Origin of the sequence: Prevotella amnii CRIS 21A-A, assembly GCF_000177355.1 — a bacterium.
Taxonomy (GTDB): Bacteria; Bacteroidota; Bacteroidia; order Bacteroidales; family Bacteroidaceae; genus Prevotella; species Prevotella amnii.
Window position 1 is genome coordinate 1 of record NZ_ADFQ01000017.1, and the last position, 17,053, is coordinate 17,053.

The 17,053-nt window shown below is 40.7% G+C and carries 11 protein-coding genes; 9 read left to right on the forward strand and 2 right to left on the reverse strand.

The window, feature by feature from the left end; all coding sequences use genetic code 11:
• The first annotated feature begins 555 nt into the window (after positions 1 to 555).
• The 4 genes from HMPREF9018_RS02255 (at position 556) to HMPREF9018_RS02270 (ending at position 9,214) form a co-directional block, all read left to right on the forward strand.
• Positions 556 to 4,536: a zincin-like metallopeptidase domain-containing protein gene (locus HMPREF9018_RS02255; protein ID WP_008447420.1), complete on the forward strand. Its 3,981-nt coding sequence runs from the start codon at positions 556 to 558 to the stop codon at positions 4,534 to 4,536.
• Positions 4,537 to 4,561: 25 nt separating this feature from the next.
• Positions 4,562 to 6,007 carry a glucosaminidase domain-containing protein gene (locus HMPREF9018_RS02260; protein WP_008447429.1) on the forward strand — a complete coding sequence of 482 codons (1,446 nt, stop codon included), beginning with the start codon at positions 4,562 to 4,564 and terminating at the stop codon, positions 6,005 to 6,007.
• Between the two features lie 222 nt (positions 6,008 to 6,229).
• Complete coding sequence (locus HMPREF9018_RS02265; RefSeq protein WP_232724628.1) at positions 6,230 to 6,637, forward strand: hypothetical protein; 408 nt, start codon at positions 6,230 to 6,232, stop codon at positions 6,635 to 6,637.
• Positions 6,638 to 6,745: 108 nt separating this feature from the next.
• Complete coding sequence (locus HMPREF9018_RS02270) at positions 6,746 to 9,214, forward strand: ArdC-like ssDNA-binding domain-containing protein (protein ID WP_008447427.1); 2,469 nt, start codon at positions 6,746 to 6,748, stop codon at positions 9,212 to 9,214.
• Positions 9,215 to 9,386: 172 nt separating this feature from the next.
• Here HMPREF9018_RS02270 and HMPREF9018_RS02275 read toward each other — a convergent pair whose 3' ends face one another.
• Together HMPREF9018_RS02275 and HMPREF9018_RS02280 are read right to left on the reverse strand one after the other, a co-directional pair.
• On the reverse strand, positions 9,387 to 10,004 hold the full coding sequence (locus HMPREF9018_RS02275; RefSeq protein WP_039864051.1) for a hypothetical protein: 618 nt from the start codon (positions 10,002 to 10,004) through the stop codon (positions 9,387 to 9,389).
• A gap of 22 nt (positions 10,005 to 10,026) precedes the next feature.
• Positions 10,027 to 10,788 (reverse strand): DUF4099 domain-containing protein, encoded by a 762-nt coding sequence (locus HMPREF9018_RS02280; RefSeq protein WP_039864052.1) that lies wholly within the window; start codon positions 10,786 to 10,788, stop codon positions 10,027 to 10,029.
• Between the two features lie 211 nt (positions 10,789 to 10,999).
• On the opposite strand from HMPREF9018_RS02280, the gene HMPREF9018_RS02285 reads away from it, so the two are divergent.
• The 5 genes from HMPREF9018_RS02285 to HMPREF9018_RS02305 all read left to right on the forward strand — a co-directional run.
• The gene (locus HMPREF9018_RS02285; protein ID WP_008447431.1) at positions 11,000 to 12,013 is read left to right on the forward strand and encodes a glucosaminidase domain-containing protein; all 1,014 of its coding nucleotides are present in this window, start codon (positions 11,000 to 11,002) and stop codon (positions 12,011 to 12,013) included.
• 33 nt (positions 12,014 to 12,046) lie between these two features.
• The gene (locus HMPREF9018_RS02290) at positions 12,047 to 13,264 is read left to right on the forward strand and encodes an OmpA family protein (RefSeq protein ID WP_008447422.1); all 1,218 of its coding nucleotides are present in this window, start codon (positions 12,047 to 12,049) and stop codon (positions 13,262 to 13,264) included.
• 27 nt (positions 13,265 to 13,291) lie between these two features.
• Positions 13,292 to 15,838 (forward strand): hypothetical protein, encoded by a 2,547-nt coding sequence (locus HMPREF9018_RS02295; RefSeq protein ID WP_039864053.1) that lies wholly within the window; start codon positions 13,292 to 13,294, stop codon positions 15,836 to 15,838.
• 20 nt (positions 15,839 to 15,858) lie between these two features.
• Positions 15,859 to 16,356 carry a PH domain-containing protein gene (locus tag HMPREF9018_RS02300; protein ID WP_039864057.1) on the forward strand — a complete coding sequence of 166 codons (498 nt, stop codon included), beginning with the start codon at positions 15,859 to 15,861 and terminating at the stop codon, positions 16,354 to 16,356.
• The coding region (locus tag HMPREF9018_RS02305; RefSeq protein WP_008447416.1) for a hypothetical protein at positions 16,334 to 17,053 on the forward strand (720 nt) is incomplete at its 3' end. The genes HMPREF9018_RS02300 and HMPREF9018_RS02305, both read left to right, overlap by 23 nt.

The window sequence follows — 17,053 nt, forward strand, 5'->3', positions numbered from 1 at the left end:
AAATAATTGATCGATAAATTTTTCAGGAAACCGTAATCTATTTGATTTCGGAGGGTATTGGAAAAATTATTGTCAATAAGGGACTGGTGTTTGCCGTGTTTCCTGCCAGTACTACCTTTGCATCTAAAAGTCGATAGATGACTACTGGCAGAGAAGAGAAGTGAGTGGCCGAGAACAGAGACAAAATGAAAATAGATTAAGTCAAAGTAAAAAAGTACCGCAGGTACGATAAGTTTTAATCAAAGTATATAGGTGTATTTCTTCATAGAGATATATAAATAGAACTATATACAACAATATGACTATATTTATATACGTATAGGATATAAGACTCGTATAGAATATCCTTTCCCTAACAAGGATTGTAACAGTTGCGAAAGATTTTTTTAGTATTTTATCTATTCTTTTACAAAATAATAAAGCTACGTTTTTAACATAAAACCTTCTGTAACCCATTGAAAAGGTTTTGAAAACGTTAATATAAGAGTTTTATTTTTTCGGGTATGTTTTTTTGGAATGAAGTTGCTTATTTTGTAACAATCAAAATTCATTATTATGCCTGGTAAAAAGAACAAAAATCGGCCATTTTCTTACGAAAGAAGTAACAAATCTGCAGACAATCTTCAGAAATTTGCGGACATGATGGTTAAAATTATCGAGACAGCCAAAGCCAATAATTGGAAGAAAGGCTGGATGGGTGTCAATGGTTCTGTGCAAGGTTTGCCGCAAAACATCAGCGGACGGACGTATTCTGGTGGAAATTCATTCTTTCTCATGTTCAACACCGCAGAGCAAGGGTACAAGACACCTGTCTATATGACATTCCTTCAAGCCAAGGATCAGAATCTCCAAGTCAAACCTGGTGAAAAGTCCGTTCCGGTCTTCAAGTGGGGACTATCCATCAAAGACGAGGACGGGAATAAAATCTCTGAAGAAGTCTATAATACGATGTCAAAGGAAGAACGATCCAAGCTGGTCGTGCGTCCTTTTCCAAGAGTTTTCAGCGTTTTCAATATCGACCAGACCAACCTTGAAGAAGTCAACAAGAAAAAGTACGATGCCATTGTGGCACGCTTCAAAGTTCCCGAACAAGAAGTGAAGGACACAGATGGAATGTATGTAAACGAAGCTCTTGACCGTATGTTTGAGACGAAGGCGTGGTATGCTAAAATACAATATGACAAACCCTCCGAGCAAGCCTTTTATCGCCCGTCAACGGACACCATCGTTCTTCCGATGAAATCACAGTTCAAACTTGGGCAGACACCCGAGGAAGTCTATCGTGACGGCATGGAATATTATTCCACCGCCCTGCACGAAATGGCTCATTCAACGGGACACGAGAATCGTCTTAACAGAAGTTTCGGTCAGCATGGCACGGACAATTACGCTCATGAGGAATTGATCGCAGAAATGACCTCTGCCCTTGTTGGCAGTACGATGGGCTTTGATAGAAAGATTCTGGATAACCACGCCAACTATCTAAGTGGGTGGTTAAATAGGCTAAAGGGAAAACCTGAAACCATTTCTACCATTATGACAGACGTAGGCAAGGCTTCTGATATGATTATTGACAAGATTGACGAACAGCGTATAGCATTGAATCAAAAGCCTCTGAAAGCTGGCAATTTGGAAGGAATTGATGGAGAGCTTGTCCAAACGAAAGAAAGAGGCAAGACCTTACAGGCCTTACAGGAAAAGTACAGTCGCATAAACAGTCAATATCCATTTTCTGTTGATGATGATCGTACAAGGCAAATTGCAAAGCGCATAAGGCAGGCGGAACAGATTATTATGGCATATAATGCCAATGTGGAGTCTGTCTATGGTGAACAGTTCGCATTCTCTGCAGAAGCACAGACAAGGATTATACCACAAGCAATATATTCAGGACGTGAACATCCCGTTTTGGAAACGAAGGAAGAAAACGTTGCCTCCGATGATAAATCTCTACAAAAAGAAGAAGAAGTCGCAGAAATGTCTTCCCTTTCAGAAGACAGTAACCCTGCAACGAATGTAGCAAGTATTGCAGAGAAAATTATGGAAAAAGGAAATGTACCAAAGGAAGTTGCCGAAAAGCAGGCAACCGTCATAGCTGATGCCCAACAGGCCGCTATAGAAGAGAAGAAACAGAAAGTCGAGCAAGCTAAGCAAGCCGCCCTGAAGAAGGCAGAAGACGAACGTCGTAGGGAGGTCGAAGAAGAAAAGCGTCGAGAAGAAGAGAACAAACAGCAAGAGAAAGATAGCGGTCCGAGTTCTAAACTTCTCCTCCATGCTGCCCTTCTTCTTGGTGCCTTAGAGCTTGCCAAAGGCAACAAGGGTATTTGGATGAACAAGGCAGGCAAGAGCAATGCCGAGTTTATTGGAGCGAAACGTCCCATCATGGCTTATAACAGCATCATGATGAATCTGCAATCAGATAGGCAGGGCTATCGCTCAAACGTATATACAACCTATGACAGTGCTAAAGATGCTGGCACGGCTGTAAAGCAGAACGAAGAATCTCTTGCTTTCAATTGGGTTAAATGGGACTATCAACATGTAGGTACAAAAGAACTCATCAGTAGAGAAGACTATGATAAACTTCCTACTGAAGAGAAGGAGTTCTATATCAAGCACAAGTCAAAGGAAGCGTACGGTATCTTCAATATTGATCAAACCACTATGCCTGCAGGCAAGCAAGCAGACTATATAGCTCTTTTGAAAGACAAAGGAGCCAAGATAGATCAACTCTCCGAGCGTGGCGTAAGCAGTATGATGAAGTTTGCCGAGAAGTTAAAATCTAACCATCCTACCTCTATGGTCATTGCTCGTACTGACAGTAAATATCAGATTTATGGAAAAGATGCGTCAAGAGCAGGGAAGCTCTTAAACTTGCCAGTCAGTCAGACCGAAGAAAACGGTCAAAAAGTCAAGTCAGTAAGTTTCCCACTTGACAGGATTAATGACTATCTACCCAAATTAGTCGAAGCTAAGCAGTGGGTTGTAGTAGCCGAGAATCTTGATAGTGCCGAACTTATTAGACAGCTTCCTAACGAGAAGGAGGTCATCTCAAATGCCAATCAGACAGCACAGAGAGTAGCCAAATCTGCAGGTATAGGCTATGAGCGTGTCATGGTGCTTCAAGATGCCGCTTACGACAAGCAAGCAGATAAGATTATTGTCAGTGGGATGAGCGATAAGGATGCTGGCGATAGCCGTCAAGCTGCTCTTCAGAAAGCCAATGATATCTATCGTGCCGTTGTTGCAGCCACAGGTAGCGAGCATCGTCTTGACAGGATGGGGCGTAACAACCTCCTCCCTGGCGATGATGCTAAATATGAACGTTTCGTTCAAGACCTAGCTGCAGGAGTTCTCATGGCACGTCAGGGCCTTCCAGCTACTCTATCAAAAGAAAGCATGCAAAATGTTAACTATTTGCAGCGAGAGATTAGAGAGAACCCTAAGATGCTCGGTTTAATAGAAAAAGATATCAATAATGCAATAGAGTCTATTGACAAGCATCTAAAGCAAGAGATTGTCAAGTACGAAGATATCCGCAAGGAACTCACTCCAAAGGATCTTATTGTCAGTCCAAAGCAATACAAGATTTCTAGCGATTTAGCCAAGATTCCCGATATAGAGTCCAAGCAAATCGTTATTGTAAGAGACAAGGCAAAAGGTGCAGCCGATGTTATTCTTCCTGAAGGTGCATCATTAGACGATGATGTAGAAATATCAGGAATCCGCAAAGACCGCATTAAAATAGCTTTGGGCAAGGAAGGTATCAGCGATGTCAAGTTCTACAATGCAGGTGGTGGTTTAGGTTTAAATGAAACCAACGACTATTACAAAGGCAAAGAAGTCTCTGTGGACAAGCTAAAGCAATATGATTTTAGCCAGCACAGGGATATTGATGTAAAGCCACAGATAGAGGCAGCTAAAGTTGCCAATATAAAACTCTTTACACCTATCAAGGATGATAAGGGACAATATGCCTTCTTCTTCAAAGTAGATAACGAACCCTCTTTTGCAGTCTATCCTAACGAAGCTCACAAGAGAGCCTACTTTGATGCAAGAAACACAGATCAAAAGAAAGAGATACACGATGCTCTTGCACAGAAATACTATTCTGTTGCACAGAAGCACCCTGAAATTAAAGTGGACCTTATCATGCCAAAAGTCCCTGCTGTCGATATGAGTAAGATAGAACGTCCTACCATCACCAAAGACGGAGATGATCCTAACAAGAAATATGTTATGGCCACTATTGACGGTAAGCTCATGAAAGAGCCGATAAGCAAAAATCAATGGAACAGGATGTGGTTGGCCGACGATATGTCAGAGTATAAGAAAGCTGTTGCAGCAGTGACCTTTGCACCCTTTCTCAAAGTAGAAGAAAAGAATGAGAATCTCATAAAACAAGAAAAGCAGGAGAATGTTTCTTCAAACCAAGAGCAGACGCCATTGCAATCTGAAGACACAAATGAAGAAGACGTTCAGCAAGAAGAAACTACTCCAATAACAGTTAAACCTCGTGGTATGGGAATAGGATAAGGAAAATTAAAAATAGACAAACAACATGGCAATTTCACCATCAGAGTTTATCAATCGATACGCTCCTTATGCTATGGAGCAACAAGTAAAGTATGGTATACCCTCTTCGGTTATCCTTGCACAGATGGCCGTAGAGAGTGCCTGGGGCAGCTCCGCCCTCGCCAGAAACGACAATAATTTCTTTGGAATCAAGCGAGGTTCCTCATGGATAGGTAGAGTTAGTTTTTATGACGATGACCGTCCCAATGAAGCTTTCCGTTCATATAACAATGTAGAAGAAAGTCTTAACGACCATTCTGCCACCCTCCTCCAATTAAGATACCTTCGTCGTTGTCCTGTCAATGATAGCACTGATCACTTAGGTTGGATACGAGGAATTAAGGCCGGCGGTTATGCCACTGCCCCCAACTATGTAGACAGCATCGAAGGTGTTATCAGTAAATACGGATTAGACAAGTTTGACCGTCTAGCCATACAGACGGCCAATCAGAAAGGTATTCCCATAGGCTATATGCGAGGCCAAGGCATCAGCCCAGCAGGCACAGCACGTCCTAACACCCCAGCCATCCTCCTTAATCCTCTTCAAGGCAGATGGTGTATGCCTATCAACCTCGAAGGGTTACGAGTATCAGGAGAGTTTGGCGAAAGTCGTCCGGGACATCATCATGGAGGGGTAGATATTAGCACAGGAGACAAATATCTCCCCATCTATGGTACAGAAGATAATGGAAAGGTCATTGCCGTTAAGCCTAAAAATGGTGCAGCAGGCAATATGATAACCGTTGAATACAACCGTGCCGATGGTAGCCGTTTACAGTGTACCTATATGCACCTAAGCAAAATAGGAGTCAATGTTGGCGACGTTGTCAATGCAGGAACCCCTCTAGGTATGTCAGGCAATACAGGTCGTTCCACTGGAGCACATTTGCATTTTGAGACCAAATTCTATAATAGCAAAGGTGAGCTTCAGCGTTATGACCCTGCCGAATACCTTGCCGAACTTTCTTTCAGAGGCAACCTCCCAGTTCCTTTAGACAAAGGAGGTAAGAATATGGTAGCTCGTTATGCCTCCCTTATGGCTTATAACAATGGGCAACCATGTATGGGAGGACAGCCCATCGACAATCCCCAACTCCTATCTAACCTCACTAATTCCGATGATCCTAACCGATGGTTACAATACCTTATGAATAGGAATGGCGAGGAAGCAGCCCAAGCAAACAATGGAATATCAGGCCTTCTATCTTCGCTCTTCATGAGCATCTTAACCCTCGCCCAAGAGTTAAAGCAAGACGAGAGTAATGACCTTGCTCTTACTGAAAAGAACGGACAGGAAGAAACCAAGGAAGCAGCTTCGTTAAGAAGAGATAGAGAAAGTGTCGATGTCGGCCGACTTACTCAAACTGCTTCGTTAAATTACGATTCAGAGCTACCTGAAAAGCAGCAAGAGAATACGATACGTAGAGTATAAAACTATAAAGAAATAGGAAATATGATTAAATGTAATGTCACAGCATGCGGTACAATCAGTAATTCCGCAGTAGAGAAACAAAGCAAAGAAGGAACACCCTTTATTTCCTTCAGTATAACCATTCCCATAGCAGGCAGCGACGGTTCAGGAGCCGAGCTACAAGTCTTTGTTTCCGCCCCAGGCAACAAAGGTACGATGGGACAGTATTCCACTGGCCGCAAAGTGAAAGTTAACGGTACACTCTACATTAAGAAAATAGACGAGCGTACTTATTACAACCTCCGTAGTGATGGTGAGATAGAGATTGTGAAGTCCACCGAAGCTGATACTCTTACAGGCTCTATGGAGTTCAAAGGAAAGATCAAAGGTGAAATAGTTGAACGCACCAATAAAAACGGTCATAAGTTCCAAACCTTTTCCGGCATATCCCAAGACAAAGATGGCGAGAAAGTCGGCTGGCTATGGGTTCGCTTTCTTGCAACTACCCCAGTTAAGCAAGACTTCTTCAAGCCCGATGCCTACGTAGAAGTCAAAGGCGAGCTTCATTTCCATATCTATCAAGGCAATGTTAATATCGAGTGCCGTACCAGCAGAATTGTTCCATGGGAACTAATCACAACACAAAAATGATGTGTCATATTTTTTAATTATTTGAACCACCAGTTTTGCAAAGCACTATCCATACAAAGATAAACCTTTGCAGGCTGGTGTTTATAAATTCTTTTAACTATAACAAGTATGAGCCAAAGTGATAATAAAAAAAATCTCTTTCACAACCACCTATTAAGTGGATGGAGTAAGATATTTGGAAAGAATGTCGAGCAATCATCAGAAAAGACAGAAGTAGCCAACACAAAGAAGAAACCTTTCCCTCAAAACCATTTTTTCTCTGTTGAAGAATTATCCTTCCTGTCAATAAATCAAAAGCAGCATACGCTATTAGAGCGATGGGCATTAGAGATGAGTTTATGGGCGAAAGAACGTTGTAATGATACTGACAAGCACAACTCCAAGTTCTTCCCAGCCGTTCAATGGCAAGACGGCTTGCTAAGTACCTGGATAAATTCTAAGCCCTGTGCCGAAGATTTAGATCAACAAGCCGATCGCCTTTATCAACTACAATTAGCAGGATACGAATTATCTGAAGCCTATATAAGAATGATAGATGCCAGGTCCTGCCGAACCCTTGTAGGTAGTCTTTTTATAGACAACAGAAAGGATAATGAAACATCTCATAATCAAAATCGTTATATGAGAGTTAAGGAAGTTATAGACAAAGCCGGAGAGCCTTTGTCTTTATGTGTCTCTTTCTATGATAAAATCAGTCACCACCCATCATCTGAAGATTATATCACCTACAAAAAACTAAAGACTCTAATTGATACAAAGAATTTTACCGTTCTTAGTAACGAAGCTCTCCACAAATGGAATGAAGAAGCCACAGTACGAGATGATATTGAAAAGAAGTATCTATCATTGATAGGTATGGTAAAGCGTGCCAACCATTTACAAGGTATGTTCCCTGTTAATAACTCCATCTACGTAAATCTTGGTGGTAAGACCTATTATCCCAAAGCATGGTCACTCTATGATAACAAGATACGTATAGATTTCAATTTGGATACACAACAGGTTCAGGCGTATATCATTGAAAATGATGAATCCTATCTTTTTGTCGATGTTTTGAATTATATAGAGAAGACTTTAAACGAGCGTACAGTAACCAACGACCTTGCATCTATGGTAAGGACCTTCGGTAATGCTATCAATGAAAATGGAGAGTACGTGCTCTTATCTGTAGAAAAAAGTCTATGCAGCATCGACGGTAAGGAAATCAACAGAGTTGCTGTAAATACTTCAAACGAAGTCGTTGCATCTAACACTGAAAGTAACATAGTTACCCCTTTAACATCCTCTGATAAGGATACGTTGCTAAGAAGCATCGTAGAATATTGTGACTCTTTAATCAATGAGTATAAGAGAGTCCAAAGTAAAAGTACAGATAAGATAGTAAAGGAGCTATTACAAGCTAAACTTAACATTATCTACGAAGGATTGTCAGTCTATTGCAAAACTACAGAAAAGCAACCATTAGATACACTGTGGCAGAGTGTTATCAAACGATTTGGTATAGTCCCTTCTCCCTCTTCAGAAGCATATTCTGTGCATAAAGAAAGTTTCAAAAACCCTACAGACAAGCCAGCAGTAAAAGTAGAACGACCGATCACTGTTCCCCTTGAAGCAAGCTCTCCACTTATCACCGAACAAGAGAAAAGCAATACAGATTCATCAAATAGCAGTATGTCTTCAAGCAAAGAAGCAGAGACTTCCAGCAAAGAAGAGAGTATATTCATTCCCCAAGGTTATATACAGGTTCAACCAACCCCTACAGGTAGATGGCATACTGAAGAGATGCAAAGAAGAGAAGCTTATCGAATATATGGTATGTTATTAAGTAAGAAACTCAAAAGGCAGCTTGATAACGGTGATAACCCATGGGTATCCAAGCTGATGATGCTCCCAAGAGATACAGAAGGTAAAGTCTATATAGGCACAAATGCCATTATGTTAGCTCTATGGATGGAGGAGAAAGGCTTCGAGGTACCTTTCTTCATTACAGAAAGCGAGTTATTAGATAAAGGCTATGGCATTTCTGAAGAAGCAGAAAGTCTATATATTCTCAAAGAGGCAGGTACAGAAAGAGTTTATAATATTTCGCAAACCACCTTCCCTATTAACCAGCGTCGAGCTTACGAATCATTGAAGTTAAATATGGTAGCTTTGGAAAGAAAGAAAACCAGTGGTTATCAGTTCCTTGATGCAAACGACTTTAGCAAGATTGAATTAAAATATGATGGCACGCCAGGACTATCACTCTATGACCACGCAAGTAAAGTCATTCACATAGCCTCCAAAGACAAGTATGAGAATGGGGACGATTATTATAGAGATTTAGCAGTTGCCATGATAGAGAGTACCAGAGATATAGACTTCGATACACTCTGCTTTGACTCCTATCTCTTTGAGAACCTCGTTTCCCATTTAGGCAGTGGTATCATCAGTCAGAGTTGCCGTTTTGACGCTACCAATCCCGAATATTCCAAGATATGGCGAGAAAGGTTAGAAAACAACCCCAACTATACCAAACGTATATTAGAACAATCAGAAACCTCCTCCAGTCAAATCTTACAACTTTCCTTATCATAAGGGGATATATCCCCCAAAACCTTAATAATCTATACCAGGAATACACCGAGGGGTATAGGGGGCGAGAAGTCCCATACAACAGAGAGAAGGCGGCTAGCATCACGCAGACCGCCTTCTATAAATACAACTACATTTTGTAAAAAACACTAAACTGCCATCATTTGTGGCACGATTATTTATCTTCTTGTGCCTTTTGTATTGCTTCAAGAATAGTTTCTTTCATAACATCATAATTAAGTCCTAAAGGGAAATGTACATGTCCGCCTCCAGCAATAGCACCATCAATAAAGAGACGTACATTCCACCATCTCTTGGCGTTATTTCTAGTAATACCGAGTTCATCCTTACATGCTGTCTTTGATCCCTTAGGGTTTTGATATCTCCACAGTGTTACTTTTATGGCATTTTCAGAGCTTCCTAAAGCCTTCAGTCTATTCTGATCTTTTTTCCACTCGTCATATACCTCCATTGCAGAAATATAGGCATCTTTATCTTGATTACCATTATTACTTTGGGACAGAAATTCTTTCTCCTGCTCCTTTTGTTGCCTCTGTCCTTCCTTTTGTAGAAGACCACACACCTCTTGTGGCATTTCATCAGAATCATCACCATACCTCCATTCATTGACGAACTGCTCTGCCCCTTCTTCATTGCCCTCTATATATCCGAGTACATCGCACCATTCTTTGTAGGTATTTATTATTTCCTCTCCGTGCCTAATGATGCACTCGAAGTTGGTAATTTCTTGCCGATCGAGTCGATCGAGCAATTCTTTCTTTAATTCAGCCATATCATTTTAGTATTTAGGGTTATTATCTATGCATACCTCTTCGTTTCTGTTCTTCCTTCTGCACATTTTCGTCGCCAAGGTGATAGAACTCACGCTGCATTTCCTCGGTATAATCATCTTCAGAAATGTAGTCTTTGAAAGAATTATCATCATCTTTTATCCAGCATCCATATATACCGAAATTAAAAGTTGGTAATTCCTGTGAAGCAGCATTATCGTATTGTTCTTTATCTCCACTTACTACCTTGATTCCACCATCAGCAAGAAAATCCAGTCCGAAAGTGAATGTTCCCTCATGTTTATCTACTGACAGGACATTGCCTGTACACATTTGTGCCACCTGTTCATTAGAGAGTTCGAGTTCGCTCTGCAGAGTGGCCAAGTTATCCTCCATCAGCGAAACAGGAATATACAAAACCCTGTTTGTCTTATCATCGAGCTGCACAAAGCACTGTTCCTTTCCAGGCATCTTTGTTATGATAACTTTACCACTACGCAATGTATTCTGTTCATCAGGCGTAAAATCCTCCAGGTCCGCCATTTCGCTTCTTGGAGCAATAAGTATATCCACCCCTTCTGCTCTTCTTTCTAATTTTAAGCGAGCCTGGATAGTTCTTTTAATCCCATCTCCTAAATCAACCCGAATAGGTAAGAGTGGAGTCCAGTTACCACTTAACAGCTTATTCATAACCACTTCAGGAAGGTCATCCACCATCTCCTGTGAAAACCCTATACTTTCAAACTTCTTATAGGGTATCTCATTTTCTGCAAAAATCGTCTTCATCTTTTCTGTTTTTTGTTTTTGCAAAGATAGTTTCTTCCTTTGAAAGAATCTCCCTGAAAATTATAAACCTTTTATATTAACATTTTCAAAATCTTTTTCCACGGATTTAGGGGGGGAGACGTTTTGGAAATGTTAATATAAGACTTCCTTTTTTTTCACACGCCTTATTAAATAGGTTTATTCTATTTTTGCAGTATAAACAAAGAAGAATATGATAACAATTTTGAAATACATCTCTCTGCTTATTTTAAGTTCAAGCACCCTTCTATGTTATGCGCAAAAGAAGTCGGATAATGATAACTTACAAGATTATTGGATAGACAAATATCTTAGTGTAAGTTTTCCACTTCGTAACATCAAAGTCAACTCATCCTTCGGACGACGTAGAGATCCTATCACAGGTAAGACAAGAGATCACTGTGGTCTTGACTTAAAGGCACATTATGAGAAATGTCTTGCCATGTTTGACGGCAACGTCCTTAACACCGGCAGTGATCCTACATCAGGCAACTATATCATCATGCAGCATGGAGATTACACTATCAGCTATTGCCATTTATTACAGATATGGGTAAGAAAAGGCGATAAGATATTTGCAGGTGATCCAGTTGGCGTTAGTGGCAATACAGGTCGTTCCACTGGAGCACACCTCCATATAACCAGCAGATTACGAGGAAGACTCGAAGACCCTTACAACCTTCTTACCTATATAAGAGATGTAAAATTACAATGTATCAAAGCCCTCCATGTCAACGAAAACACGCTCCTTTCCCCTAATAATTTCTTCAAGAAGTATGCCCATGCAGCCATGCGCCAGCAGAAGAAATATGGTATCCCAGCCTCCGTTATCCTCTCTCAAATGGCATTAGAAAGTCGTTGGGGAAGCAGTACGCTAGCCCAAGCTGGCTTTAACTATTTCGGTATTAAAGCTAACAGGAGTTGGCTTAATAGCGGCCTTCCTTATAGCGTTCATGATGATGACCTGAAAGGTGAGAAGTTCTGCAACTTTGCCTCCCCTGAAGCCAGTATGGAGTACCATTCCATGCTGCTGATGAGCGATCGTTACAAGCAATGCTGGCGTTACAGCTCCACCGATTTTCACAACTGGCTTGTCTCTATTAAATCAGCAGGATATGCTACTGCACGAGACTATGTTCAAAAGTGTGAAAGCATCATTTTTAAATATAAGCTCTACCTCTATGATGCTGCAGCCCAAAAATTATGATATAGAATAATTGAAAATAAAGTATAAAATCAAATGAAGAAAAAGATCTTATTATTATCAGCTTTCGCTGTCATAAACCATTCCCTCTATGCCCAGGTCGTATATGGCACAGAAGAAAACATGTATGTAAAATCAATGTATGACAACCCCATCAGTCACTTTGATAATCCCGAAGAGCCTGTTGTACCAACAATCGAAGAACCTCGCTACCAGCTATCAGGTCTTACAGAAAATTGGTTTGTTTCCGCACAGACAGGTTTCCTCTCCTTCTTAGGATCTCCAGCCACCCATACCGATTTCAGCGGCAGAACCAAATTAGGTTTTGACTTTTCTCTAGGCAAATGGCACTCTCCTTATTTTGGAACTCGTATTGTCTATCAAGGTTTTAAGTTTATTGATTCACAGAAGACATCACAATCTTTTGGGAGTTATCATATCGATGCACTTTTCAATGTATCCTCATTCTTCCGCCCCTCTTTTGACACTCCTGCAAAATGGAATATAAGTCCATATCTCAGTGTAGGTTTTATAAGGAATAATAACCTTAAACATTCATCCTTTGCCTTTTCTTATGGTATTACAGGTAGTTATAGCCTTAATGAACGTATTGCTTTATCTGCCACTCTCGGAGGAACAACAACTCATGGCAACTTTGATGGTTATGGCAATAAAAAATATTTAGCAGACAATCTATTGTCAGGTTCTATCGGTATAACAGTTGGTATCGGACACTTAGGATGGCATAGAAAGGAACAAATACATTCAACAATAGCTAACGAGGATATTATAACTCATCCTACAGCTATCAATATTCCTTCCTATCCACGTAACAGCTATAACGGACTCCGTTCTCTTCAGGAAAGAATTGCTAACGGTGAAGGAAAAAATGGCACCAACAGTATTGATGATGAAAATATTGCAAAGTTTGACGCACCTATCCTCTTCTTTTTTAAGCGCAATTCTACAGAACTCATCGATAAGCAACAATTTATCAATATAAGAGAGATAGCTGCAGCTATAAAGGAATACGATTTAGATGTTCGTATTGTAGGTTCAGCCGACAGCAAGACAGGAACAAGTAAACATAATCGTATCCTTTCCATCAAACGCTGTCGATATATAGCCAAACTGTTACTAAAAGCAGGTGTGACTAGAGATAAAATGACAGCATCTATCAAAGGAGGGAACAGCTACTACAAGCCGTACACCGCCAATCGTCATACCTGCGTCATGCTATATAAAAAGAAGTAATAATAAAACCACCCAAACCAATAGAATATGGCAACATTAAGAAAGAATACGGATTATCGGATGACCGATATATCACCTCGCCTGCAAGATACGCTCAATGCCAATGGTATGCAGGCACATATTACAATGACCGATACAGGAGACTATGAATTAGTTACCTTATCTCATAACTCTTCCGAACCTCGTCGATACGCCCTTAACCAGCAGCAGGTTGAAAAATTGATGAACAGTGGCACCAATGTATGGGATAAGAAAGCCTACAACACCTTTGTCAGCATTATCAAAGATGACTATTATATACCAGGATCTTATGTAGCAGCAAGGAATGCCAATAGCCCTGTTAATATGGGTTTAGACGGTCATAGACTTGCAGATGGTGAATACGGATATAGAGAGCCACGCTTTTTCCGTCCTTTTGAAGGACCACGATTCGGTCGTTTTGATAGTATCATAGATGGAATCTTAGGCCTTGCAAGTGGTGGCAGGGTAAGGCGTATTGATGGTAGACCTTTCTATGCAGGCAGTGCACCAGTAGTTATAGACCGTCCTGATGGGCGTTTACGACCAGGAGAGTTAAAAACAGGAGCATACGGCTTTTATGATAAAGGAACAAGACAGAAGTCAGATGTTCTTCAAGATATGAGTATTAAGGAAGTCCAACCTCCCAAGATTGAACGTCCTAAAGGTCAGTCCGTGCCTCTTAACTCTATCACCTCACCAGTCTATATGTCATCAGCAAAGTTCCAAGAAGTACTTTCATCGCATGGCATTATCATTGATGATAAGAAGAATCTTTTGACCATCAAGTCATCAGAAGTGAACAGCAATCTTGAATACCAGCTAAAGCCTGAAGAGACTAAAAAACTCATGAGTGAAAAGTTCAAGTATAGCAACAAGAAAGGTGTACACAACAAAGATGGCATCTCCGTCAACGAGAGAATTGCTATCTTAAATGCCGTTATAGGAAAGGATTTTAATGACAAAATAACCTCCGATAAACTAAATAGTAAAGACTATATCGACATCAAGCTAAAGCCCGAAGTCGAGCAAGAGTTAGGTCTACATAAGGAAGTTGCTAAGCAATACCTGGACTCAAAAGTAGATATCATAGACTTAAAAGCGTCACGTGAAGACTATAGAAGCGGTTTCCTAGATCGTTGGAACTCTATTGGTGTTGTAGATGGTCGGTCACTTGATCCAGGAAAAGGTTTCTTTCTCCCAATCAAAGATGGCCGTGCCGTATCAGTTGGTGAGATACAAGTATCACCAGTAAACGATGGTAAGAGTGCAACTATCTATCGTATGACAGCCATCATCAACAATCAAGTCATGGTGCACGATATCTCCAAGAAAGACTACATCAAGTTTATTAACTATAACGACGAGTACCGTCTGAAGCTCTTCGATAAGGTTTTTGATGAAGTTAAGATTAAGAGCGCATCAAATGGTATTATGGAAGATGGAATCCGCTCCGGGAAGTTAGACGAGACTACAGGCGTTGCAGTACTAAAAGGCAATTATAATCTTGTTAGCGATACAGCTACAGCTGCTATAACAAGTGCTATGGCATATAAAGATAAGATATCAGGTAATTATATGCTCACTATGCGAGAAAACAAAGATATTGGAATGTGGGCATATAAGATTACAGAAGAAGATTATCTTGCTTTTAAGCAGGCTGACGACGATGGCAAGGCGAAACTCTTATCAACGCTTATACCCATCAAAGATGAGAAGGGAAAGTCATTATCTATCGTAAAGGCTGTAACCCTTCCAGTTTCCACTGCCGGAAAGAATATCACTTCGTATTCAGAGAATACTGATATGAAGGAAACTACCAAGGAAGGTGTTAGCCTACCTTATAACGAAAGGATGGCAGAGGCACTTAACAAAACCCTCTTTAAGGACTCCGAACACATCAAGGCAGAAGCTCTTTCAGAAGTAGATGCCCAAGCTATCAGACAGACAGAGAGTAAACTGATACAAGAAGGTAAAGCACGGCCTTCGTTGGAGGAGTTACGTCAGAATGTTAAGATAGCCCTTCAAGGCGAAGCTGGTGTGAATGGTGAGTCCTTAGAAAACCTAAAGCCCAGTAAGCAATGGGTTAGAAGTGGTGGGCATGGCAGAGCTACTGATGTAGGTGATATAGCTGTCGAGCGGTTACGTGATGCTGAAGGTAAAGTCATAGAAGGCAAATACAAGATGACCGCTGTCATTGATGGTAATGTATTCTCTCATGAGATTACCCAAAAGGATTTTGACAAGTTCCGTGCCGTCAATGATACCCAGCGTATGAAACTCTTTGATAAGATCTTCCCTGAAGTAGAGATGAAGACAAAGCCAGATCATGGTTTCAACTTAGGAGCAGCTATTCTAGCAGCAGTATCTGTTGGGTTAGACGTTGTTGGAAGTGTTATGTCCGAGCCACGTTACCGCCCTGAACTTTATGCTAGCCGAGATGTCTATTCTAAGCCTGGTGTTGTCTCTCCTGAAGCCGTATCGGCAGCTCTTTATGAGGCGGAAAGCGAACCACTAAGAAGAGGTAACGGTGAAGGCAGAGGAATGGGTATATAGTAATTCTCAATATGTTAGATATGCTTAACAATGAATTTATACCATTCCAAACAGTGACAATCCGCCCTCACTGGGGACAGTTCTGTATTAATGAGTTTCCTTGTATCTTGCTTTGTATTGCAGGATACTGGGTAAGTCGTTCTGCGGACTTCGAATTTCACGAGTTTTTTATATGGCCGTCCTTATTCCTTACCATCTATCTATTTTTTCAGATTGTCTACATGGCAAGGATTGAGTATGTTCTAACATCAGAACAACTCATCACCTTACATGGTGTTCTTTCTCACTCAACAGACTACATCGAGCTTTATCGTGTCATAGACTATCAGCAGCACCAATCTCTGCCACAGCAGCTATTTGGACTGAAGACTATTACCATCTATTCAGGTGACAGGAACAATCCAAAGCTGAATATGATAGGTATAAAAGCAAGATTAGATATTATTGGCGAGATACGTAAGCGAGTAGAGTTTAACAAGAAAAGAAAGGGAATTTATGAAATCACCAATAGATCATAGACGTCTCCTTTTGCTTATAGCTCTCCTTTTAGGGATTATCTCTTTATCAGCACAAGGACTTTCTTCGTCCAACCCTGCTGAATATGTAGCTATCATAGCAGGAGAGTCACGGATAGATAGTCAGATTGTAAAGCAATCAAGAGGTATGATCGCTATTGCAGCAGAACAGATGGCAATGGTTAAGCTCAATACCAAGATGAAGAATTGGGAGAAGAAGTATAACGAGTATCTAAAGACAGTTTCAGGCTATGCTTCAGCCATTAAAGCAGCTACTACTCTTTATTCTGATGGTATGCAGACCCTCACAGCATTATGGGATGTGTATGCAGCCTGCAGAATCAATCCACAAGGTATTGCAGCCTCCGTTTCTATGAACAATATCTATATGGAAACGGTAAGCGAGTTTATGCGAACCTATAAAACCTTGAAACAGGTTGTAGCCAAAGGTGGAGAAAGTAATATGCTTAGCGGTGCTGAACGCACGCAACTGCTGTGGAATCTAACAGGTAATCTAGCACGTTTAAATAGAAAGTTACGACTCCTGGCAGTGAGCATCACCATGCACTCTTTTGAAGATGTGTGGAATAGAGCTATTAATGGAAAGATAGGTAAATCCAATAAAATGTTAGCAGTAGAGTCTTCGAGACGAATGCGGAGAGCAATGAGCAATGTTGCTAAGTTCTATAGATACAGACAA

Bases quoted from the DNA above. Each gene is read 5' to 3' on its own strand.
- HMPREF9018_RS02255 (WP_008447420.1), top strand. From the start codon at position 556: ATGCCTGGTAAAAAGAACAAAAATCGGCCATTTTCTTACGAAAGAAGT.
- HMPREF9018_RS02260 (WP_008447429.1), top strand. From the start codon at position 4,562: ATGGCAATTTCACCATCAGAGTTTATCAATCGATACGCTCCTTATGCT.
- HMPREF9018_RS02270 (WP_008447427.1), top strand. From the start codon at position 6,746: ATGAGCCAAAGTGATAATAAAAAAAATCTCTTTCACAACCACCTATTA.
- HMPREF9018_RS02275 (WP_039864051.1), bottom strand. From the start codon at position 10,004: ATGGCTGAATTAAAGAAAGAATTGCTCGATCGACTCGATCGGCAAGAA.
- HMPREF9018_RS02280 (WP_039864052.1), bottom strand. From the start codon at position 10,788: ATGAAGACGATTTTTGCAGAAAATGAGATACCCTATAAGAAGTTTGAA.
- HMPREF9018_RS02285 (WP_008447431.1), top strand. From the start codon at position 11,000: ATGATAACAATTTTGAAATACATCTCTCTGCTTATTTTAAGTTCAAGC.
- HMPREF9018_RS02290 (WP_008447422.1), top strand. From the start codon at position 12,047: ATGAAGAAAAAGATCTTATTATTATCAGCTTTCGCTGTCATAAACCAT.
- HMPREF9018_RS02295 (WP_039864053.1), top strand. From the start codon at position 13,292: ATGGCAACATTAAGAAAGAATACGGATTATCGGATGACCGATATATCA.
- HMPREF9018_RS02300 (WP_039864057.1), top strand. From the start codon at position 15,859: ATGCTTAACAATGAATTTATACCATTCCAAACAGTGACAATCCGCCCT.